General features: G+C 75.1%; 18 protein-coding genes and 1 tRNA gene. 14 read left to right on the plus strand and 5 right to left on the minus strand.

Annotated features, from left to right (window positions below; translation table 11 throughout):
- The first annotated feature begins 23 nt into the window (after nucleotides 1-23).
- Nucleotides 24-2,471 (plus strand): ABC transporter permease, encoded by a 2,448-nt coding sequence (locus IE237_RS19240; RefSeq protein ID WP_189803232.1) that lies wholly within the window; start codon nucleotides 24-26, stop codon nucleotides 2,469-2,471.
- On the opposite strand, the gene IE237_RS19245 is transcribed toward IE237_RS19240, so the two are convergent.
- Both IE237_RS19245 and IE237_RS19250 read right to left on the minus strand, forming a co-directional pair.
- The gene (locus IE237_RS19245) at nucleotides 2,461-3,105 is read right to left on the minus strand and encodes a response regulator transcription factor (protein ID WP_189803233.1); all 645 of its coding nucleotides are present in this window, start codon (nucleotides 3,103-3,105) and stop codon (nucleotides 2,461-2,463) included. The two genes, IE237_RS19240 and IE237_RS19245, sit on opposite strands and share 11 nt — an antisense overlap.
- Nucleotides 3,093-4,277: a sensor histidine kinase gene (locus tag IE237_RS19250; RefSeq protein ID WP_189803234.1), complete on the minus strand. Its 1,185-nt coding sequence runs from the start codon at nucleotides 4,275-4,277 to the stop codon at nucleotides 3,093-3,095. The genes IE237_RS19245 and IE237_RS19250 overlap by 13 nt, the downstream gene beginning before the upstream one ends.
- A 164-nt stretch (nucleotides 4,278-4,441) precedes the next feature.
- Here IE237_RS19250 and IE237_RS19255 point away from each other — a divergent pair, with 164 nt between their 5' ends.
- The 4 genes from IE237_RS19255 to IE237_RS19270 all read left to right on the plus strand — a co-directional run bounded on the left by IE237_RS19255 (nucleotide 4,442) and on the right by IE237_RS19270 (nucleotide 7,669).
- Nucleotides 4,442-4,615 (plus strand): hypothetical protein, encoded by a 174-nt coding sequence (locus IE237_RS19255; RefSeq protein ID WP_189803235.1) that lies wholly within the window; start codon nucleotides 4,442-4,444, stop codon nucleotides 4,613-4,615.
- Between the two features lie 56 nt (nucleotides 4,616-4,671).
- Complete coding sequence (locus IE237_RS19260) at nucleotides 4,672-5,874, plus strand: DNA polymerase III subunit delta' (protein ID WP_189803236.1); 1,203 nt, start codon at nucleotides 4,672-4,674, stop codon at nucleotides 5,872-5,874.
- 80 nt (nucleotides 5,875-5,954) lie between these two features.
- A complete protein-coding gene (locus IE237_RS19265) occupies nucleotides 5,955-7,511 on the plus strand; it encodes an alpha/beta hydrolase (protein ID WP_189803237.1) in 1,557 nt (518 codons plus the stop codon).
- 84 nt (nucleotides 7,512-7,595) lie between these two features.
- Nucleotides 7,596-7,669 (plus strand) — tRNA-Thr (locus IE237_RS19270).
- Nucleotides 7,670-7,787: 118 nt separating this feature from the next.
- Here the strand turns inward: IE237_RS19270 and lepB are convergent.
- Together lepB and IE237_RS19280 are read right to left on the minus strand one after the other, a co-directional pair.
- Nucleotides 7,788-8,429 (minus strand): signal peptidase I, encoded by a 642-nt coding sequence (gene lepB / locus IE237_RS19275; protein WP_189803366.1) that lies wholly within the window; start codon nucleotides 8,427-8,429, stop codon nucleotides 7,788-7,790.
- A gap of 203 nt (nucleotides 8,430-8,632) precedes the next feature.
- Nucleotides 8,633-9,784: a helix-turn-helix transcriptional regulator gene (locus IE237_RS19280; protein ID WP_229842770.1), complete on the minus strand. Its 1,152-nt coding sequence runs from the start codon at nucleotides 9,782-9,784 to the stop codon at nucleotides 8,633-8,635.
- A 207-nt stretch (nucleotides 9,785-9,991) separates the two neighbouring features.
- Between IE237_RS19280 and IE237_RS19285 the strand changes: the two genes are divergently transcribed.
- From IE237_RS19285 to IE237_RS19320, 8 genes are all read left to right on the plus strand, one after another.
- Nucleotides 9,992-10,195 carry a hypothetical protein gene (locus tag IE237_RS19285; RefSeq protein ID WP_189803238.1) on the plus strand — a complete coding sequence of 68 codons (204 nt, stop codon included), beginning with the start codon at nucleotides 9,992-9,994 and terminating at the stop codon, nucleotides 10,193-10,195.
- A 5-nt stretch (nucleotides 10,196-10,200) separates the two neighbouring features.
- The gene (locus IE237_RS19290) at nucleotides 10,201-11,094 is read left to right on the plus strand and encodes a hydroxymethylglutaryl-CoA lyase-like TIM-barrel protein (RefSeq protein WP_189803239.1); all 894 of its coding nucleotides are present in this window, start codon (nucleotides 10,201-10,203) and stop codon (nucleotides 11,092-11,094) included.
- A gap of 307 nt (nucleotides 11,095-11,401) precedes the next feature.
- A complete protein-coding gene (locus tag IE237_RS19295; RefSeq protein WP_189803240.1) occupies nucleotides 11,402-11,875 on the plus strand; it encodes a cupin domain-containing protein in 474 nt (157 codons plus the stop codon).
- Nucleotides 11,872-13,476, plus strand: coding sequence for a class I tRNA ligase family protein (locus IE237_RS19300; RefSeq protein ID WP_189803241.1), 1,605 nt, complete (start codon nucleotides 11,872-11,874; stop codon nucleotides 13,474-13,476). Before IE237_RS19295 ends, IE237_RS19300 begins: the two co-directional genes overlap by 4 nt.
- Nucleotides 13,469-15,730 (plus strand): FAD-dependent oxidoreductase, encoded by a 2,262-nt coding sequence (locus IE237_RS19305; RefSeq protein ID WP_189803242.1) that lies wholly within the window; start codon nucleotides 13,469-13,471, stop codon nucleotides 15,728-15,730. Before IE237_RS19300 ends, IE237_RS19305 begins: the two co-directional genes overlap by 8 nt.
- The gene (locus IE237_RS19310) at nucleotides 15,727-16,977 is read left to right on the plus strand and encodes an APC family permease (protein WP_189803243.1); all 1,251 of its coding nucleotides are present in this window, start codon (nucleotides 15,727-15,729) and stop codon (nucleotides 16,975-16,977) included. The genes IE237_RS19305 and IE237_RS19310 overlap by 4 nt, the downstream gene beginning before the upstream one ends.
- A gap of 27 nt (nucleotides 16,978-17,004) precedes the next feature.
- Complete coding sequence (locus IE237_RS19315; RefSeq protein WP_229842771.1) at nucleotides 17,005-18,339, plus strand: lysine N(6)-hydroxylase/L-ornithine N(5)-oxygenase family protein; 1,335 nt, start codon at nucleotides 17,005-17,007, stop codon at nucleotides 18,337-18,339.
- 212 nt (nucleotides 18,340-18,551) lie between these two features.
- Nucleotides 18,552-19,190, plus strand: coding sequence for a pyridoxamine 5'-phosphate oxidase family protein (locus IE237_RS19320; RefSeq protein ID WP_189803369.1), 639 nt, complete (start codon nucleotides 18,552-18,554; stop codon nucleotides 19,188-19,190).
- 120 nt (nucleotides 19,191-19,310) lie between these two features.
- Here IE237_RS19320 and IE237_RS19325 read toward each other — a convergent pair whose 3' ends face one another.
- A complete protein-coding gene (locus tag IE237_RS19325; protein ID WP_189803244.1) occupies nucleotides 19,311-19,691 on the minus strand; it encodes a DUF6479 family protein in 381 nt (126 codons plus the stop codon).
- Between the two features lie 152 nt (nucleotides 19,692-19,843).
- Between IE237_RS19325 and IE237_RS19330 the strand changes: the two genes are divergently transcribed.
- Nucleotides 19,844-20,353 (plus strand): SigE family RNA polymerase sigma factor, encoded by a 510-nt coding sequence (locus tag IE237_RS19330; RefSeq protein WP_189803245.1) that lies wholly within the window; start codon nucleotides 19,844-19,846, stop codon nucleotides 20,351-20,353.
- The last annotated feature ends 38 nt before the right edge of the window (nucleotides 20,354-20,391 follow it).

Raw genomic sequence — 20,391 nt, forward strand, 5'->3', positions numbered from 1 at the left:
CGGGCGGCAGCGGGGACCCGGCCGTGAGCCTCGGGAATCCGGCCGGGCGCCGGGTCGGGAATCCGGCCGTGCGGCTGCTCGCCGCCCGGTCGCTGCGAACCCATCGCAAGGCGTGGGCCGCCGTGTTCGCGGCCGTCGCCGTCACCTCCGCGCTGCTCGGCGGGCTGGCCCTCGCGCTCGGCTCCGCCGGGCTCGGCCACGCGCGCGTGGAGCGGTACGCCGCCGCGCCCGTCGTCGTCGCCGGTGACCAGGAGGTCAGCTGGACGGCCACGCCCTGGGGCAGCGAGCCGACGACCGAGACGGCGGGCCTGACCGAGCGGGTACGGATCCCCGCCGCGGCCGTCGACGTCCTGCGGGCCGTCCCCGGAGTGCGGGAAGCGGTCCCGGACGACACGTTCGTCGTACGGGAAGTGGGCGCGGACTCCGCTCCGGGCACCGGCACGCGCGCGTACCCCGGGCGCTCCTGGGACGCGGCCCGGCTCGCCCCCTACCGGCTGACCGACGGGCGCGAGCCCCGGGGGGCCGGGGAGACCGTCGCGGGTGCCGGACTCGGCGCCGCCGTCGGGGACACCGTGGCCGGGCGCGAGGTCGTCGGCGTGGCCGACGGGCCGGCCGCGCTCTACGTCACGGCCGGAGAGGCGCGGCGGCTCGCCGGGCATCCCGGGTCCGTCGACGCGGTCGGGGTCCTCGCCGAGGCCGGCGTCCCCGTGGACACCCTCCACGCGCGCGTACGGGCCGCCCTGGACGGTGCCGGGCTCCGGGACACCGCCGCCGGGCAGCCGCTGCGGGCCCTCACCGGGGACGGCCGGGGCGGCGCCGAGCACCTCGGCGCGCCGCCCGCGCGCGCGGAGCTCCTCCAGCTCCTCGCCGCCGTCTCCGGGACCCTCGTCCTGGTCGCCGTCCTCGTCCTCGCCTCGCTCGTCGCGCAGGCCCTCCAGCAGCGCGCCGCCGAGCGGGAACTGCTGCTCTCGGTCGGCGCGACGCCCCGTCAGGTGCGGGCCGCGGCGGGCCGGGAGGTGACCCGGGTGGCGGGTGCGGCGGCGCTGCTCGGCGCGCTCCTGTCCGTACCGGCGTTCCTGATGCTGTGGTCGGCGCTGCGGGCCCGTACCGGAGTCGTCCCGGAGGGCCTCGAACTCCCCACCCCGCCCTGGCTGTTCGCTGCCGTCCTCGTCGTCGCCGCGCTCGTGGTGGGCATCACCCGGCTCGTCGTCCTCCTCGCGGCCCGCCGGCCGGGACGCCCGGGGAAGGGCGGCGTCCGCCGCGTCGCCGGGCTCGTGCTGCTCGTGCTCGGCGTGGGCTCGGCCGCCACCGCCACGGTCCAGGGCGGCGCCGCGGCCGCCGCCGCTGCCGGGGCGGCCACGGTGACCCTGGTCGCCGGGTGCGCGCTGCTCGGGCCGTGGATCGCACGGGCCGCGATGACGGTCCTCGACCGGCCGTTCCGGTGGTTCGGCGGCGCGCCCGGACGGCTCACGGCAGCCGGTGCCGGCGCGCACTCGCGCCGGCTCGGGGCCGCGCTCGTCCCCGTCGTCCTCGTCACCTCCTTCGCGCTGGTGCAGCTCTCGGCGGGCGCCACGATGGAGCGGGCCGCGGCCGCGCAGGCACGGGCCGCGACCACCGCCGACCTCGCGTTCACCGGAACGACGGCGGAGCGGGTGCGGCGGCTGCCGGGGGTGGAGACGGCCACGGACGTGCTGCGCTCGTCGGTGGTCCTGGCCCGCACGGAGGCCGGCACGCCGCGCCTCGACCGGCTCCCCGTCCTCGGTGTGGACGCCGAGGGGCTCGCGGGCACGCTCGACCCCGGAGTCGTCGCCGGCGACCTGTCCGGACTCGCCCGGGCGGGTACGGTCGCGGTGGGCGCGGACACGGCCCAGTCCCTGGAGCTGAAGCCCGGTTCGACGGTGGAGCTGCGGCTCGGTGACGGGACACCGAAGCGGCTGAAGGTGGTCGCCGTGTACGAACGCTCGCTCGCCCTGGGCGAGTTCCTGCTGCCGAAGGCCGAACTGGCCCCGCACATGAGCGATCCGTACCCCGCGCGCGTGCTGGCGTCCGGCACCCACGGGACTTCTCCCGTCGCCCCCGAGGCGGTGACGACCCCGGGGGCCGAGCTGAACGGGATCGTCTCCGGCGGGATCGTCGCCGCGATCGGCGGGCTCACCGTCCTCTCCGTGCTCAGCACCCTCGCCCTGATCGGCGCCGGGCGCCGCGGCGAGCTGGCGCTCCTGCGTCAGGTCGGAGCCTCCGCGGGCCAGCTGCGCCGGATGCTCGGCCTGGAGGCGGGGTTCCTGACCGCGACGGGCCTCCTCGTCGGGCTCGTGGTGGGCGCGCTGCCGCTGACCGCGTTCGCCTGGGCGCTCACCGGCGGCCTGCCCTACCTGCCGCCCGCGCAGGCCGGCGCGATCGCGGGCGTCGTCCTCGTCACGGTCGTGGCGGGCGTGTTCCTGCCGGCCGCCCGGAGGGGGCTCACGCGTTGAGGTAGGCGAGGACGGCGAGGACCCGGCGGTGGCCGCCGCTGTCGCTCGGCGGCAGGCCGAGCTTGAGGAAGACGTTCCCGATGTGCTTGTGCACGGCCCGCTCGGTGACCACCATCGCGCGGGCGATCGTGCCGTTGTCGTGGCCCTGGGCCATCAGCCCCAGGACCTCGCGCTCGCGGGGCGTGAGGGAGTCCAGCGGGTCGTCGCGGCGGCGGGCCATCAGCTCGGTGACGACCTCCGGGTCCAGGGCCGTACCGCCGGAGGCGACCCGTTCCAGGGCGTCCAGGAACTCGTCCACCCGCCCCACCCGGTCCTTCAGGAGGTAGCCGACGCCCCGCGCGCCGCCGCCCAGGAGCTCGGTCGCGTACGTCTCCTCCACGTACTGCGAGAGGACGAGCACCGGCAGCTCCGGGAGCTGCTCGCGGGCCGCCAGCGCCGCCCGCAGGCCCTCGTCGCGGAAGCCCGGCGGCATCCGGACGTCGAGGACGGCCACGTCCGGCCGGTGCTCCAGGAGCAGCGGCAGGATCTCGGGGCCGGTGGCCGCCACCCCGGCGACCTCGTGGCCGGACGAGGTCAGCAGCAGCACCAGGCCCTCCCTGAGGAGGGCGTTGTCCTCGGCGATCACCACACGCACGGAAGCTCCACTTCGATCACGGTCGGGCCCCCTTCGGGGCTGGTCAGTCGTACGGTGCCGTCGAGCGCGGCGACCCGCCGCCGCATGCCCGTCAGGCCGGAGCCGCCGCCCTCGCCCGTTTCGGCCCCGCCGCGGCCCTCGTCCCGCACGCGCACGCGGAGAGCGGCCGGTTCACGGGCCAGGGAGACGGAGGCGCGGTCGGCGCCGCTGTGCCTGGCGGCGTTCGTGAGCGCCTCGGCGACCACGAAGTACGCGGCGGCCTCGACGGCGGCCGGGGCGCGGGGGCCCTCCTGCGGGTGGTCGCCGAGACCGGTCACCGAGACCGCCGCCTCCAGGCCGCTGCTCGCGGCCAGGGCGCGGACCGCCCCGGTCAGGCCGCGGTCGGTGAGGATCGGCGGGTGGATGCCGCGCACCACGTGCCGCAGCTCGGCCAGCGCCTCCTCGGCCTGCGTCTGGGCGTCGTCGAGGAGCCGGCGCGCGGTCACGGGATCGGAGTCGTACGCGCGCCGCGCCAGCCCGATCCGCATGGACAGCGCCACCAGGTGGGCCTGCGCGCCGTCGTGGAGGTCCCGCTCGATCCGCCGCAGCTCGGCGCCGTGCGCGGCGATCGCGCCCGCCCGGGTCTCCGTGAGCTGCTCGATACGGGCCGCGAGGGCGGCGTCCCGGGCCGCCGACGGGGCCGGCGTCAGCAGCGCGCGCGACCCGTCGGCCGCCAGGCCGGCGAGCCGGCCGATCAGCGGCAGGGCCACCGGCCGCCGCCCCGCGAGCCCGGTCCGGACGCCGTCGACCAGGAGCGCGGGCGCCCAGAGGATCAGCGAGAGGTACCAGAGCAGCAGGCCGTAGAGGAGCTGCGCGGCGGCCCAGAGCAGGTCCTGCCGGGTGCCCGGATCGGTGACCGCGGTCCGCACGCGCGCGGGGAGGGGTCCTTCGAGCGGCAGGTACGACTCGGGGACGGGCGTCCCGGTCCAGGCGGCCGCACGGCGCCGCTCCCAGCCGGCGAGCCGGCGCAGCAGCAGCACGCTCTCGGGGAGCACGCCGGCGCCGATGACCGTGAGGGTGAGGAAGGCGGTGAAGAGGACGACGCCCACCATCAGATAGCAGAGGAGGGAGATCGCGGCCCCGATCGTGAGGTGGAGCCACGCCCGGGCCGCTTCCTTGATCGCCTCTCGCATGGAGCAAGGGTAGGCGGCGGCGGAAGGGGAGACGGTGGAGCGGGCTACACCCTCGCCTCGGGAGCGGGCACCGCTGCGCGCGGAAGCGGCGCGGACCAGGATCGAAGAGCACCGGGAACCGCCCCGGCGGCCCCACCCCACGACCCGCCCCACGGAGGCATCCCATGCGCGCCCTTCTCTGGCTGCTGCTCGCCGCGAGCGTCCTCGCCAACGTCTTCATCAGCACCTTCGCCGGCTGGACCGGAGCCCTGCAGATCGCCGGCAGCGTGTGCACCGGCGCGGTCCTGCTCGGGTCGGCGGCCGGCCTCTGGCTGACCAGGCCCCGCAGCGAGGGCTGACGAGGGTTGTCAGAGCGCTGCCCCACAATGGAGGACGTACCTGAGGAGGGGCAGACATGGCCGTATGGGACGACCTGGTCGGACAGACCAAGGTCGAGGAGCAGCTCGCCGCCGCCGCGCGCGACGCCGACGCGCTCGTGACCGCCCACGCCGCCCGCGAGCCGGCTCCCGAGGCCTCCAAGATGACCCACGCCTGGCTCTTCACCGGCCCTCCCGGGTCCGGCCGGGCGACCGCGGCGCGCGCGTTCGCCGCCGCGCTGCAGTGCGTGAGCCCCGACCGGGCGCTCGGCGGGGCCCCGGGCTGCGGTTTCTGCGACGGCTGCCACACGACCCTCGTCGGCACCCACGCGGACGTCGAGATCGTCCGCACGGACCTGCTGTCCATCGGTGTGAAGGAGACCCGCGACCTCGTCCGGCGCGCCCAGCTCTCCCCGGCCGGCGGCCGCTGGCAGGTCATCGTCCTGGAGGACGCCGACCGGCTCACCGAGGGCGCGGGGAACGTGCTCCTGAAGGCCGTCGAGGAGCCCGCGCCGCGCACGGTCTGGCTGCTCTGCGCGCCCTCCCTGGAGGACGTGCTGCCCACGATCCGGTCCCGCTGCCGCCACCTGACCCTGCGCACCCCGCCGGTGGAGGCCGTCGCCGACGTGCTCGTGCGGCGCGACGGCATCGATCCGGAGACGGCGCAGGCCGCCGCCCGGGCCACCCAGGGGCACATCGACCGGGCCCGGCGGCTCGCCACCGACGAGCGGGCCCGCGCGCGCCGGTCCGTCGTCCTGAAGCTGCCGCTGCGGGTCGACGACGTCGGCGGCTGCCTCAAGGCCGCGCAGGAACTGGTCGACGCGGCCGCGGAGGACGCGAAGCAGGTCGCGGAGGAGATCGACGTCAAGGAGACCGAGGAGCTGAAGGCGGCCCTCGGCGCGGCGCAGGGCGGGCGGATGCCGCGCGGCACGGCCGGGGCGATGAAGGAGCTGGAGGAGCGGCAGAAGCGGCGCAGGACGCGCACGCAGCGCGACAGCCTGGACCTCGCGCTCACCGACCTGACCGGCTTCTACCGCGACGTCCTGGCCCTCCAGCTCCGCTCGCGCTCGGCCCTGGCCAACACGGACGTGCGGGACGCCCTGGAGCGGATCGCCCGCGACACCACGCCCGAGCGGACCCTGCGCCGCATCGAGGCGGTCCTCGCCTGCCGCGAGGCCCTCGACCGGAACGTGGCGCCGCTGCTCGCGGTGGAGGCGATGACGATGGCGCTGCGGGGTTAGGGAAGGAGCGGCGGATCATGGCCGGCGGGCGACTCCGGGCGATTGGACACGGTCCGTACCGGTGCGGATACGCTCCGGGGATGGATTCCAGGCGTTTGCTCCGCACGTCCGCCACGGCCCTCGCGGCCGCCGGGCTGATCCTCACCGGCTGTTCGGGCGGAAGCGACGCCGCCGCACCTCGCACGACCGCTCCGGCGTCCGCCTCCGCCTCCGCCTCCTCGTCCGAGGCGCCGAAGCTGAAGAAGTACTACGACCAGAAGCTGAAGTGGCGGGACTGCGGCGTCGAGGGTTTCCAGTGCGCCACCCTGCGCGCCCCGCTCGACTACGCGAAACCGGACGGGGAGGAGGTCGAGCTCGCGGTCTCCCGGATCAAGGCCACCGGCCCCGGCAAGCGGCTCGGCTCGCTCCTGGTCAACCCGGGCGGCCCCGGCGGCTCCGCCGTCGGCTACCTCCAGGGGTACGCGGGCATCGGCTACCCGGCGCCCGTCCGCGCCCGCTACGACATGGTGGCCGTCGACCCGCGCGGAGTGGCCCGCAGCGAGCCCGTCGAGTGCCTGACGGGCCCGCAGATGGACACGTACACACAGGTCGACCAGACCCCGGACGACACGGCGGAGATCAACGGGCTCAGCGCGGCCTTCAAGGACTTCGCGGCCGGCTGCGCGAAGAAGTCGGGGCAGGTGCTGCCCCACGTCTCCACCGTCGAGACGGCCCGCGACATGGACATCCTGCGGGCGGTGCTCGGCGACGAGAAGCTCACCTACGTGGGCGCGTCGTACGGCACGTTCCTCGGCGCCACCTACGCCGAGCTGTTCCCCGACCGGGTCGGCCGGCTCGTCCTCGACGGGGCGATGGACCCCTCGCTCTCGGCGCTCGACCTCAACCGGGACCAGACCGGCGGCTTCGAGACCTCCTTCCGCGCCTTCGCCGCCGACTGCATCCGCAAGCCGGACTGCCCCCTGGGCACCGAGTCCGTCGCCGCGGCCGGGGCGGCGATGAAGAAGTTCTTCCGCGACGTGGACGCCGCGCCCCTGCCCACGGGCGAGAGCCGTGCGCTCGGCGAGTCCCTCGCCACCACCGGGGTGATCGCCGCGATGTACGACGAGGGCGCCTGGCCGCAGCTGCGCGAGGCCCTCTCCCGGGCGAAGGACGGCGACGGCTCCGGCCTCCTGGCCCTGGCCGACAGCTACTACGAGCGCGAGCCGGACGGCACGTACGCCAACCTCATGTTCGCCAACGCCGCCGTGAACTGCCTGGACCTGCCGCCCGCCTTCACCGGCCCCGCCGACGTGGAGAAGGCCGTCCCGTCCTTCGAGAAGGCCTCCCCGATCTTCGGCGAGGGCCTCGCCTGGGCAGCCCTCAACTGCACCTACTGGCCCACCCCGCCCACCGGCCACCCGCACCGCATCGCGGCCGAGGGCGCCGCCCCGATCCTCGTCGTCGGCACCACCCGCGACCCGGCGACCCCGTACCACTGGGCCCAGTCCCTCGCCGAGCAGCTCTCCTCCGGGACGCTGCTGACCTACGAGGGCGACGGCCACACGGCGTACGGCCGGGGCAGCGACTGCATCGACACGGCGGTCAACACGTACCTCCTCGAAGGCACTCCTCCGGCGGACGGAAAGCGCTGCTCGTAGGCCTGATCCGGGGGTGGTCGGAGCACCTCCGGAAACTGTGTAGACTTGGCGACGCTGCTGCACCCACCATGGGTCACACAGCGCGCCGCCTTAGCTCAGTTGGCCAGAGCAACGCACTCGTAATGCGTAGGTCTCGGGTTCGAATCCCGAAGGCGGCTCAGAGAAGGGCCAGGTCAGACATCGTCTGACCTGGCCCTTTCTGGTGTCTGCGGGGTGTTCGCGGGGGAGTGCGCCCGCGGGGGCCGCTCGGGGCGGCCTCCCGCGGACCGGCAGCCGTCAGGGCGCGGGGGTGAGGCCCGGCTGGTCGAAGGTGTCCGGGACCGGCAGGGTCGACCAGTGGGTGACCGGCCACGCGATGACGACCGCCCGGCCCACCACGTCCGTCACCGGCACCATGCCGCCCCGGGCGTCGCTCCGGTGGTAGCGGGAGTCCTGCGAGGCCTGGCGGTGGTCGCCCATCACCCAGAGGCTGCCGCTCGGCACCGTGACCTTGAACTGGCCCTCCGGGTCCGTGCTGCAGGCCGTGTTCCCCGGGAAGACGTACGGCTCCGTCAGCGGCTTGCCGTTCACCTTGAGGGGGCCCTCGCCCTTGCACTCGACGGTGTCGCCCGCCACGCCGATCACCCGCTTGATGAGGTGCTGTTCCCCCGCCGCGGGCATCAGGCCCACGAAGCCCAGGGCCTTCTGGACCGTGGTGGGCTCCTTCACCGGCCGTCCCGCCAGCCAGCCGCCGGGGTCGCGGAAGACCACGACCTCGCCCCGGTCGGGCTCCGAGCCGAACCAGGGGGTGAGCTTGTCGACCAGGACCCGGTCGTCCACCTGCAGGGTGTTCTGCATCGAGCCCGAGGGGATCAGGAACGCCTGGAGCAGGAACGTCTTGATCAGGAACGCCAGTACCAGCGCGATCCCCGCGAGCATCGGCAGCTCGACCCAGAACGGACGGCGCCGTTTCGCGCGCTCTGCCTCCGCGCCCTCCCGGTCGGATCGCGCCTCGGTCGCCAAGTCGCTCATGTCCACCCTGACTTCGTCGTGTGCCTGTTGTCTGCACGGACCCTATGCCCAGGGGTGCCCGGGCGGTGACCGCGGAGCGCTCTTCACCACGTACGGGTGACCCCGCGCGCTCAGGGGGCGGGCTGCTCGCGGTCCTGCTGGGCCAGGAGGTATCCGGCCTGGAAGCGGCTCTCGGCGCCGAGCGCGGCCATCACGTCGGCGACGTGCCGGCGGCAGCTGCGGACCGAGAGGCCCAGGCGCCGGGCGATCGCCGCGTCGGTGAGGCCTTCGGTGAGCAGGCGGACGATGGTCTGCTTCAGCTCGTCGGAGATGTCCATGATGGTCTGCCGGTCCCACTCCGTCTCGAACGGCAGGGCCTCCAGCCACAGCCGTTCGTACGCGCCCACCATGAACGCGACCACGTGCGGCTCGCGGATCAGGACCGCCGCGTGCGGGTCGTCCGGGACCGGGATGACCGCCGTGGCGCGGTCGAAGACGAGCATCCGCATGAACTCGTCGTCCAGGGTGCGGACCTGGGCGCCGAGCCGCCCGACCCGCTCCACGTAGGCGCAGGTGCCCGAGGAGAAGCGGGCGGTGTGCTGGTAGAGGACGCGCATCCGGACGCCGCGGCGCAGGAGTTCCTCGTCGCGGGCCACCGCCTCCTCCAGGACCTCGGCGCGCCGCCCGCCGCCCGGCTGCGCCGTCATGACCTCGCGCTCGCAGGTCCGGCCCAGCTCGGTGATGGCCTCCCGCACCGCGCGCAGATCGGTGAGCAGCTCCACGTACTCCGCCTGGCGCAGGTGCGTCAGCCGGAGCAGATGCGACTCGTAGAGCGGCATGAAGGCCATCAGTTGTTCGCGCGTGCGTTCCATGTGCTGGCGGCGGGCGCGCATCTCGCGCTCCAGCGGCCCCAGGGTGCGCTGGACGGCCTCGTCCGGCGCCACGGGGAGCACGGCCCGCTCCTGGTCCCGGCGCAGCAGGCCCATGTCGAGGAGGGCGGAGACGGCCGACTCCACGCGGGCGAGCGGCAGTTCCAGCTCCGCCGCGAGGTCGGCGGGGCGGGCCGGCGGGTGGGCCGGGTCCCGGGCCAGGAGGCAGGTGTAGACCCGGGTCAGGGGGTCGTCCGGGCTCCCGGGGTCCTCGGAGGGCGGCGCGGGGACGGGGGGACCGGCCGCGCCGATCGCGGCCAGGGCGGTGACTTCCGGCGCCGTCTCCGCCGGAGCCGGCTCGGCATCTGCGGTCCCGCGGTCGTTCTGGGCCCGCTCCATGTCTGGTATCGCCACCTTTTCCCCCGTTTGTGACAGCGTCCTCTTGCTGCCATGCAGCCTAATGAGCCATGCGGTCCGCCCCATAGGCATGCCGTCGCGGATACGTTCGTACCACCGCCCACAAGGTCAAAGCGCATCAAGCTCGCACAGCCCGCGAAGCTCGCAACCCACCACGGAAACCCACGACTTACTCCTCGCGGAAGCGGAAAGAGAGCACACGACATGAAGCGGCGGATCCGCACCACCCTCCTCACCACCCTGGTCGTCGGCCTCGCGGGCCTCGCCACCGTCACCACCGACCGGCTCGCCGGCGGCACCGGCACCGACGACACCGGCTGGGGCGCTGCCGTCCTCACCGGCGCCTACGACACCGGCTGGGGCGCCCCGGCCGCCGGCGCGGGCACGAACGACACCGGCTGGGGGTGACCCGGATGACCCTGCTCGACTGCACCCTGCGCACCGGCGGACGGCTCACCGGCGGATCCGTACCCCCCGCGCTGGCCGCCGACTACCTCGCGGTCTGCGCGCGGCTCGGCATCGACGTCATCGAGCTGGGCAGCGTCCACGACCCCGCCGACCGCTCCGCCCCGCGCGGCGCGCTCCTGCCGGTCCCGCTCCCCGAGCGCTACGGCCCCCGCTTCTCCGTCCTCCTCGACACCGCGGGACTGCCCGCCACGGACGCCGCCGCCACGGCCTCCGCCGGGCGGATCGCCGAGGAACTCGCCGCCGCCGCCGTCCCCGTCGGCCTGGTCCGCCTCGCCGTCCGGTACGACCGGGTGGCCCGCGCCGCCGCCCCCCTGCACCACCTGCGCGAAGCCGGCTTCGGCGTCTGCCTCTTCCTCACCCACATCGACCTCGCCTCCTACCCGGAACTCGACCGCTGCCTCGGCGAGAGCGCGGCACTCGGCCCGCTCGACGCCGTCTTCCTCGTCGACTCGCTCGGCTCGCTCCGCCCCGAGCGCGTCATCGAACTCGTCCAGTCCACCCGCGCCGCCGTCTCCGCGCCCGTCGGCATCCACGCCCACGACAACCAGGGCTTCGCCCTGCACAACACCGTCGTCGCCGGGAGCGCCGGCGCCACCTGGCAGGACGCCGCCGTGCACGGGATCGGCCCGGGCGCCGGCCTGACCCGTACCGAGCAACTCCTCGCCCTCCTCGGCGCCACACCCACCGACCTCGCGCCCCTCCTCGCCCTCATCGCCACCCATGTCGCGCCGCTCAAGCGGCGGTACGGGTGGGGGGCGGGCCCCCGCCAGGTCATGGCCGGCCTCGCCCGCATCCCGGTCACGTCGGTGACGGGGCTGGATCCGAACACCGCCCCCTGAGGCCCGAGTTCCGTCGCTCGGGACCCGTCCGCCGTCCGCACCCGCGTACCGAGGCCCGTCGCCCCGGGCCCCGCTTCCCTCCGCTCCCGCGTCACGAAGCCCGGAGTCCGTCGCCCGGGCCCCGTCCGCCGTCCGCACCCGCCTCCCGAGTTCCGTCGCCCCGCACGCCGGCCGCCGTCCGCACCCGCCTCCCGAGGCCCGGAGTCCGTCGCCCCGGACCCGGCCGCCGTCCGCACCCCGGCCGCCGTCCGCCACCGCCTCCCAGGAGACCCGGCCAGCCTCCTCGTCCGCCCTTCCAGGAGACCCCATGCCCTTCACCTCGCCCATCCTGCCGCCCGGAGAACCGGCCCTCGCCCCCACTCCGTACCGCGGCCTCACCCCGAGCCCCGGAGCCGTCCCCATGGCCGACCGCCGTTTCCGTATCGACCGCAGCGCCGCCACCGAGGAGTTCGGGCTCGCCTGCCAGCGGCTCATCCCGTGGCCGGGCGGGGACGCAGAGCCGCCCGTCGGAGCGATGGCCTGCTTCCTGAAGCCCGGCGGGGAGTCCGACCCCGACTGCCACAACCAGGACGAGGTCATGATCATCCTGTCCGGCACCGGCAGCGTGACCCTCGACGGCGCACCGGAGCCGCCGTTCCGCGCGGGCGACATCGTCGTGCTGCCCCGGAACCAGGAGCACGTCGTCCACAACACCGGCGACGCCGAGCTGAGCTGGGTCTCCCTCTACTGGCCGCTGCGCGAGCCCGCCGTCCGTACCGAGAACGAGGAGGTCGCCGCGTGAGCGACAAGACGATCGGCCACTGGATCACCGCCACCCCGCCCACCCCCAACGGCGACCTCCACATCGGCCACCTCGCCGGGCCCTACCTCGCCGGCGACGTCCTGCGCCGCTTCCTCGCCGCCGAGGGCACCGGTCCCGTCCGCTACACCACCGGCCTCGACGACCACCAGAGCTACGTCCCCGTCCGCGGCCTCAACGACGGCGGACGCAAGGGCGAGGAGGTCGCCGACGGCTACGGCGCCTCCATCGAGTCCGTCTGGCGGCAGGCCGGCGCCGACTTCGACGCGATCGTCCGCCCGCGCCGCGACGTCGGCTACCGGGCTGCCGTCCAGGACTTCTTCGCCGACCTGTACGACGCCGGGCACATCGTCGCCCGTACGCGACCGCTGCCGTACTGCACCGACTGCGAGCGCTGGCTGTACGAGGCCTACCTCAAGGGCGACTGCCCGCACTGCGGCGCCGGCTCCAACGGCAACGCCTGCGAGCCCTGCGGCCGCCCCAACGACTGCGCCGACCTGACCGACCCCGTCTGCACCGGCTGCGGCGCCACCCCCGAACTCCGGGACTGCGAGCGGCTCTACTTCCCCCTCGCCCCCTGGGAGGAGCAGCTCACCGCCTTCTGGGACCAGGTCGACATGCCGCCGCACCTGCGCTCCCTCTGCGAGCGGATGCGCGCCGACGGGCTCCCCGAGATCGCCGTCAGCCACCCCTCCGAGTGGGGCGTGCCGGTGCCCGTCACGGGCTTCACCGAGCAGCGGATCTACGTCTGGTTCGAGATGGCACCCGGCTACCTCCTGGAGTGGACCGGCGCCGGAGGCACCGGGCCCGCCCCCGCGCCCGTCCAGTTCTTCGGCTTCGACAACGGCTACTTCCACGCCCTGCTGTTCCCCGCCGCCTTCCGGGCGTACGACCCCGAGATCGCGCTGCCCCGGGCCTTCGTCGTCAACGAGTTCTACCGGCTCGAAGGGCTCAAGTTCTCCACCAGCAGGCGCCACGCCATCTGGGCGCACGAGGAGCTCGCCCGCACCAGCGCGGACGTCCTGCGCTACCACGTCCTCTCCGACCGCCCCAACGGGCGTCAGACCAGCTTCAGTTCGGCCGCCCTCGCCATCAGCCGGGAACGGCTCGCCGAGCGCTGGGACGGCTGGCTCGGCCGGCTGCTCACCGCCGTCGCCGAGTCCGGTGGCGCCGCCCCCGCCGAGGCGCCGCAGGGCCCCGCGTGGGACCGCCTGCGCGCCCGGCTCGCCGAGACCGTCGGGCAGCTGCGGGACGCCTACGGCATCGAGGGGTACGACGCGCGGCGCGCGATCGCCCTGCTCGACGAAGTGGTGGGCCTCGCCGAGGACTTCGGATACGTGAACGGCTTCGAGGCCGAGCGTCCGGACGGCGCCTCCGCGTACCGCTCCGCGCTCTCCGCCCAGCTCGCCGTCGCCGCCGCCCTGTCCGCCTGGGCGGCGCCGGCCCTGCCGTACGGCTCCGCCCGCCTCGCCGCCCTCCTCGCCCTCGCGCCGGAACCGCGCCGGGTCGACGCGGAGGCGCTCGCGCCGCTCGCCCCGGGCACACCGGTGGCGGCCTGGCCCGGGGCGGTCTTCAGTGCCTGAGGCTTCCGCGGCCGGGGCCGGGGCCGGGGCCGGGGCCGGGGAGCTCCCGCGCGGCGCCGTCGTCGGGCCCTTCTCCGGGCCCCGGGCCGTCTGGGGCGAGCACCTGGAACGGGCCGCCGAACGGTACGGGAAGGCCGTGACCTGGGAGCTGTACGACGACCGGGGCGAGGCCGAGACGGCCCGGCAGATCGCCGAGGCGGTCGTCGCCGAGGGCCGGCACGCGCTCGTCGTCGGGCACTTCAACAGCGCCGGCGCGGCGGCGGCCCTCCCCGTCTACCGGGCCGCCGGACTCCCCGTCCTCCTCCCGCTCGCCACCACGCCCGGCCTCCTCGCCGACAGCGCGGGCACCCTCCTGCGCTGGTGCCCGGACGACCGGGCCCAGGCGGTCGACCTGCTCGCCGCCGTACGGGACGCGGGACACACCCGGTTCGCCGTCACGCACGACGGCAGCGCGTACGGGGAGCGGCTCGCCCTCCTCGTACGGGACGCCTCGGCCGTCGCGCGGCCCGCGCTCCCGTCGGGGGCCGTGGTCTCCGACGGGAGCGGGCCCGCGACGGGCGCCGTGCCCGTGCCGGCGGTCCTGGCCGAGCCCTCCCCCGAGGTCCTCGACGTGCCCGAGGCGCGGACGGCCGCGGCCGTCACCGCGCTCGTCGTCTGCGGGACGCACGTCGGGGCGGCGCGGGTGGGCCGGGAGTGGCGGGCGGCCGGGTTCGCGGGCGCGTTCTGGTTCACCGACGACTGCGCGGTGGACGAGTTCGCCGAACTGCTCGGCTCGCCGGCGGGGGTCGGCGGGGCGTCCGTGGCGGTCGGCGGGGCCTCCGTGGCCCGGATGCGGGGTGGGCCCGAGGCCCACGTGGACGCGGCCTTCGCGGCCGCCGCCGCCGCGCTCTCCGAGGACCCCGGGCGCACCGGGCGCACCCTCCTCGCGGCCGTACGGGCCCACGCCGACCGGGGGTTCACCGCCCTCGGCGAACCCGAGGCCGGGAGCGTGGGCTGGGACTTCGTGCCGGTGCCCGCCGTGACCGCTGCGGAGACCCCGCGTACGGCCGGGCGTCACGGGCGGGCCTACGACGTCATCGTCGTCGGCGCCGGGGTCGTCGGCGCCGCCACCGCCTCCGCACTCGCCCGGCACGGCGCGAGGGTCGCGCTCGTCGCGCCCATGGACGGGCGCCAGGACCACGCCACCGCCTGGTCGGGCGGGCTCGTCCGGTCCTTCGAGGCCGACCCGTACCTGCGCGGACTCGCCCTGCGCAGCCACCAGCTCGCGTGGGGGCCCGCCGCGCTCGCGCCGGGGCCGTACGGCTTCATGACCACCGGGTCGCTCGTCCTCTGCGGCGACGCCGACCTGGAACAGGCCGAGAAGGGCGTCGCCGAGCTCAACGGGGCCGGGGTGCCCGCCGAGTTGCTGGATCCGGGCGTGCTCGGGGCCCGCTTCCCCGGGCTCTCCGTCGACGGCGTCACCGCCGCCGTCTGGGAACCCGAGGCCGGTTACGCCGACCCGCCCCGCACCGCGCGCGTCTACCGCGACCGGGCCCTCGCCCACGGGGCCCGGCTGCTGCCCGCCCGGGTCCGGGAGCTCGACGCCCCGCCCGGGGCCGACCGGGTCCGCGTCCTCCTCGAACCCGGCGGACCCGTCGAGGCCTTCGCCGTCGTCCTCGCGGCCGGCGGCGGCACCGGGGAGATCGCCGGGCACCGGCTGAGCGGCGCGGACGCCGGGCGCACCAAGAGCATCCGGTACGGCTTCTTCCACCACCCCGCCACCGCCGGCCTGCCGACCGTCGTCGACATGGTCAGCGGCGTCTGGGGCCGGCCCCAGCTCACCGGGGAGGCGGCCGGCGGCTACATGGCCGGGCGGCCCGTCGACGAGTGGGACGTGCCCCCCGGCGGCGAGGCCACGCTGACCGACGCGCACGTGGCGTACATCCGCCAGGGGGCGGCCGCGCGGTGGCCCTGGCTCGCCGACCCCGCGACCCGCTTCCTCGGCGGCCGCCAGGGCGTCGACCTCTACACCCCGCACGCGCGTCCGCACCTCGGCCGCGAACGCGCGGGCAGCCGGATCGTCCTCGCGACCGGCTGGTCGGGCGCGGGCTTCAAGACGGCCCCGGCGGCCGCGGAACTCGCGGCGGCGGAGGCGCTGGACGTCCTGGACGGCGCCCACACCCGTGTGGGCAGGCGGGACGGGTGGGCACACGGGACGGCGCCCTTCGCAGCGCCTCCGCCTTCCGAGCGCTCCTCACCGGAGGTGACACCATGACCGATCTCCTGCGGCGGCGGCCCGACGCCGCCCCACCCCGCACGGCCCTGGGCGTACGCGCGCTCGTCGTGTTCTACGTCAGCAGCCTCGTGGGGACCGGCATCCTGCTCGTGCCGGGCCTCACCGAACGGCAGGCCGGTCCCGCCTCGATCCTCGCGTGGCTCGCGCTCGCCCTCAGCTCGTACCCCTTCGCCCGCTTCTTCGCGGAGATGTCGGCCTGGCGTCCCGACGCCTCCGGTCTCGCCGCGATGGTGGAGGCCGGTTTCGGCCGCCGCCCGGGGCGGGCGGCGGCCCTCCTGCTCGTCGCCACGTACGTCATCGGGAATCCGGTGATGGGCATCGTCTCGGCCCGCTGCCTGCTGGGTCTGCTGGGCCAGCCCGACGGACCGGTCTACCCGATCGCGATCGGCTTCATGGCGCTGTCCGCCGCGTTCACGCTGCTGGGGCTCACGGCCGGAGCCCGGGTCCAGACCGCGGCCCTGGTCGTACTGCTCCTCGGCCTCGGCGGCGCCGTGGTGCTCGCGGTGCCGCGGTTCGACACGGGGGAGTACACCCCGTTCCTCACGCACGGCTGGGGCGGCGTCGGCATCGCCGTCGTCACCGCCTTCTTCTCGTTCCTCGGCTGGGAGAACGTCTCCACCCTCGCCGAGCAGGTCGACGACCCGGCCCGCAGCTACCGGCGGGCGATCCGCTGGGCGGTGCCCATCGTCGGGCTGCTCTACGCGGCGGTGACGGCCGCCTACCTGGCCGTTCCCGGCGACGAGCCCGTCGTCATCACCGCCCTCCTCGGCGCGTCGCTCGGTGACGGCGGGGCGATCGCCGGCGACCTCCTCGCCCTCGGACTCGCCGTGGTCGCCACCAACGCCTGGGTGCTCGGCGCGACCCGGGTCGTCCGGGCCGCCGCCCGCGAGCGGATCCTGCCGCGGGCCCTGGCCGACCGGCCGGTGCCGGCGACCGTCGCGCTCGCCCTCGCCTACGCCGCCGTCCTCGGCACCCTGACCCTCACCGGCACGGGGGAGGAGCTGGTGCTCGTCGTCACCAGCAGCGCGTTCCTGCTCCTGTACGTGGCCGCCGCCGCGGCCGCCCTGAGGGCGCGCGGCACCGGCCGTGCCCTGCGCGCGACCGCCGTCGTGACCCTGCTGATCGCGGCCGTCTTCCTCTCCTTCGCCGGCACGGGGCTGCTGTTCGCCCTGCTCCTCGCCGCCGGCTGCGCCGCCCTCACCGGCCGCCGCGCCCGCACGTCCTGAACCCCCATCCACGGAAAGGCACTTCGCATGACCGCCCTGAACGCCATGAACGAGACCACTCCCGTCTACGACGTCGTCGGTGTCGGCTTCGGGCCCGCCAACCTCGCCCTCGCGATCGCCGTCGAGGAGTACAACGAGCAGGCCGCGCCCGGCGAGGAGCTGACGGCCGTCTTCCTGGAGAAGCAGCCGAACTTCGGATGGCACCGGGGCATGCTCCTGCCGGACGCCACCATGCAGGTCTCGTTCCTGAAGGACCTGGCCACGATGCGCAACCCGCTCAGCCGCTTCGGCTTCGTGCCGTACCTCCACGACCGGGGCAGGCTGGTCGACTTCATCAACCACAAGATGCTGTTCCCGACCCGCGAGGAGTTCCACGACTACCTCCAGTGGGCCGCCAACGGCGTGGACCACATGGTCCGTTACGGTCTTGAGGTCACCGCCATCCGTCCCGCGGGGACGTCGGGCCCCGTCGTCGAGGTCGACGTCGCCGCCGCCGGGGAGGGCGAGGCCGTCACCTACCGGGCGCGGAACCTCGTCATCGGCACCGGCCTCGTCCCCCGGCTCCCCGACGGCGTCGCCTCCTCCGAACGCCTCTGGCACAGCAGCGAGTTCCTGCACCGGCTGGCCGCGCTGCCCACCGAGGAGCCGCGCCGCTTCGTCGTCGCCGGGGCCGGGCAGAGCGCCGCCGAGATCGCCGACCACCTCCACCGGGAGTACGAGGGGGCCGAGGTCGTCGCCGTCCACACCCGGTACGGCTACAGCCCCGCCGACGACAGCCCGTACGCGAACCGGATCTTCGACCCGGAGGCCGTCGACCTCTACCACGCGGCCGAGCCGTCCGTCCGCAGCACGCTCATGGACTACCACCGCAACACCAACTACGGCGTCGTCGACATGGACCTCATCGAGGAGCTCTACCGCCGCTCGTACCAGGAGAAGGTCCGCGGCGAGCAGCGGCTGCGCATCCTCGGCGTCACCCGGCTCACCGAGGTCGAGGAGGGCCCCGACGGCGTCCGCGTCCAGGTGAGGAACCTCGCCACCGGCGAGACGGAGACGATGGAGGCGGACGCCGTCGTCTACGCCACGGGTTACTCCGAGCCCGACCCGGCAAGGCTGCTCGGCGCGCTCGACGCCGCCTGCGCGCGCGACGAGGACGGCCGGCTGCGGGTCCGCCGCGACTACCGGGTGGAGACCGCGCCCGAGGTGGAGGCCGGGATCTATCTGATGGGCGGCACCGAGCACTCCCACGGCATCACGGCCAACCTGCTGTCGATGGCCGCCGTCCGGGCCGGCGAGATCTGCGACTCCCTGGTGGCGCACCGCCGTTCCGACAGGCGGGCGCCGGTGGCGGTGACGGGCTGATCCCCCGTACAACACCTACACCCGCACCCGAACGAGAGCCTGGACGAGAGGGCACCATGAGCACCACCACGGAGACCGGCGACGAGCCGGCCGTCACGGAGTCCGCCGTCACCGAGCCGGTCGTCCCGGAGTCCGCCGACACGGAGCCGGGCGCGCCGGCCGTGCCGGCCGACGCCGGTCTCGCCGTCACCGAGCGGACCCGGCTGCGCCGGATGCGTCACAAGGGCAGCCATCGGCGGGCCGACCTGGACGCCGTGCTCGCGGCGGGCTTCCTCTGCCACCTCGGCGTCACCGTCGACGGCACGACGATGGTGGTGCCCACCGCGTACGGAGTGGACGGCGACCGGCTCTACCTCCACGGTTCGGTCGCCAGCCGCAGCCTGGTCCAGGCCCCGGACACCACCGTCTGTGTCACGGTGACGCACGTCGACGGCCTCGTCCTCGCGCGTTCCGTCTTCGAGCACGGGGTCAACTACCGCTGCGCGATGATCTACGGCGTTCCCGAGCCGGTCACGGACCCGGAGGAGAAGTTGCGCGGTCTGCGGGCCCTGACCGAGCAGAGCTCCCCGGGACAGTGGGAGTACGCGCGGCAGCCGAGCCGCAAGGAGCTGGCCGCGACCGCGCTGCTCGCGCTCGACCTGACCGAGGCGTCCGTGAAGACCGCCGACGGCCCGCCGGACGACGGCGACTCCGAGGACGCGGCGCTCGGCCTGTGGGCGGGGGTCCTGCCGGTGGTGACCACCTTCGGGGCACCGGTCACGGACCCGGTCCTCCCCGCGGACTTCGCCCCGCCGGCCCACGTCGCCGCGCGTGCGGGCCGGGGGGTGCACGAAGCCCTTCCCGGTCGGTGAGTCGGTGACCCCGAGGGCCGGGGCGGGTGATCCCCAGGCCCCCAGGGGTACCCGTCCGCCCGCCGGACCGAGCCCAGCCGTCAGCGGCTGGGCTCCGCTGTGTCCGCCCCGACGGAGGGATCAGTCGCCGTGCCCGGTGCCTCCGCTGCCGAAGCCTCCGCTGGAGATGCCGCCCCATTTGCGCTTCTCCTCGGTCGGCGGGTCGGGTGAGGTCTCCCCGGCGTTCTTGAGCTGGTAGGGCATGAGCCGGTGCTCGCCGTCGTTCTGCGGCATCTCGGCCGGCCTGCGGTATTCGGACGTCTCGCCGGGCAGTGCTCCGGTGTCGGGCCGGTGCGGCTGATCCTCCGGCTTGGGTGTGTCGGACTCGCGGTCGCTGAGCCGGAAGCCCAGCCAGACGGCGCCGATGAGGACGCCGACGATGACGAGCCCGCCGATGACCTGGGCCAGACCTGACTGCCAAACCCCAGCGGCCAGGTTCTCTGCTGCGCTGAGAGTGTTCATACCTTCAGGATTACCCGATTCCGCTTATTCGGATACGTCGAGCGGGAATCCTCTCCGATTCCCGCGAATCCGTCTGAAACATTTCCGCGGCCCCATCGCGTCAATGAGGTGTACGGCGACCACGCCACGTGACCGCGAGGGAAAGGAGGGGCATGAAAAGGTCCCGCGCGGACGAGTTCCTGGAGTTCGCCTCCGCACGCACCGGGCATCTGTTCCGCTCCGCGTGCCTGCTGACCAGTGGCGACACGCATCTCGCCGAGGACCTCACCCAGGAGACGCTCGGCCGGATGTACGCCCTCTGGGGCCGCATGGCGCGCATCGGGAACCCCGCCGCGTACGCCCAGACCGTGCTCGTCCGCACCTTCCTCAGCCACCAGCGGCGCCGGTCGGCCACCGAGCGCCCCCTCGGCGAGCTGCCCGACCGCGCACCGGAGCACGGCGAGGACCCCGCCCTGCGGATCGCGCTCCTCGACGCGCTGGCCGGCCTCGCGCCGAAGGACCGGGCGGTCGTCGTGCTGCGGTACTGGGAGGACCGCAGCATCGAGGAGACCGCCGACGCCCTGCACGTCAGCTCCGCCGCGGTGCGCACCCGCTCGGTGCGGGCGCTCGCGAAGCTGCGGGAACGACTCGGCGGCAGCGTCGCCGCATTCGCCACCCGCTGACCACGCACTTTTCCTACGGACCCGGAGACGGTGATCTC

The organism is Streptomyces tanashiensis, from assembly GCF_014648895.1.
In the GTDB taxonomy this organism is placed as follows: Bacteria; Actinomycetota; Actinomycetes; order Streptomycetales; family Streptomycetaceae; genus Streptomyces; species Streptomyces tanashiensis.

Coding starts and splice junctions, on each gene's coding strand:
- IE237_RS19250 (WP_189803234.1), bottom strand. CDS start 4,277: ATGCGAGAGGCGATCAAGGAAGCGGCCCGGGCGTGGCTCCACCTCACG.
- IE237_RS19255 (WP_189803235.1), top strand. CDS start 4,442: ATGCGCGCCCTTCTCTGGCTGCTGCTCGCCGCGAGCGTCCTCGCCAAC.
- IE237_RS19260 (WP_189803236.1), top strand. CDS start 4,672: ATGGCCGTATGGGACGACCTGGTCGGACAGACCAAGGTCGAGGAGCAG.
- IE237_RS19265 (WP_189803237.1), top strand. CDS start 5,955: ATGGATTCCAGGCGTTTGCTCCGCACGTCCGCCACGGCCCTCGCGGCC.
- lepB (WP_189803366.1), bottom strand. CDS start 8,429: ATGCTCGCGGGGATCGCGCTGGTACTGGCGTTCCTGATCAAGACGTTC.
- IE237_RS19285 (WP_189803238.1), top strand. CDS start 9,992: ATGAAGCGGCGGATCCGCACCACCCTCCTCACCACCCTGGTCGTCGGC.
- IE237_RS19290 (WP_189803239.1), top strand. CDS start 10,201: ATGACCCTGCTCGACTGCACCCTGCGCACCGGCGGACGGCTCACCGGC.
- IE237_RS19295 (WP_189803240.1), top strand. CDS start 11,402: ATGCCCTTCACCTCGCCCATCCTGCCGCCCGGAGAACCGGCCCTCGCC.
- IE237_RS19310 (WP_189803243.1), top strand. CDS start 15,727: ATGACCGATCTCCTGCGGCGGCGGCCCGACGCCGCCCCACCCCGCACG.
- IE237_RS19315 (WP_229842771.1), top strand. CDS start 17,005: ATGACCGCCCTGAACGCCATGAACGAGACCACTCCCGTCTACGACGTC.
- IE237_RS19320 (WP_189803369.1), top strand. CDS start 18,552: ATGCGTCACAAGGGCAGCCATCGGCGGGCCGACCTGGACGCCGTGCTC.
- IE237_RS19325 (WP_189803244.1), bottom strand. CDS start 19,691: ATGAACACTCTCAGCGCAGCAGAGAACCTGGCCGCTGGGGTTTGGCAG.
- IE237_RS19330 (WP_189803245.1), top strand. CDS start 19,844: ATGAAAAGGTCCCGCGCGGACGAGTTCCTGGAGTTCGCCTCCGCACGC.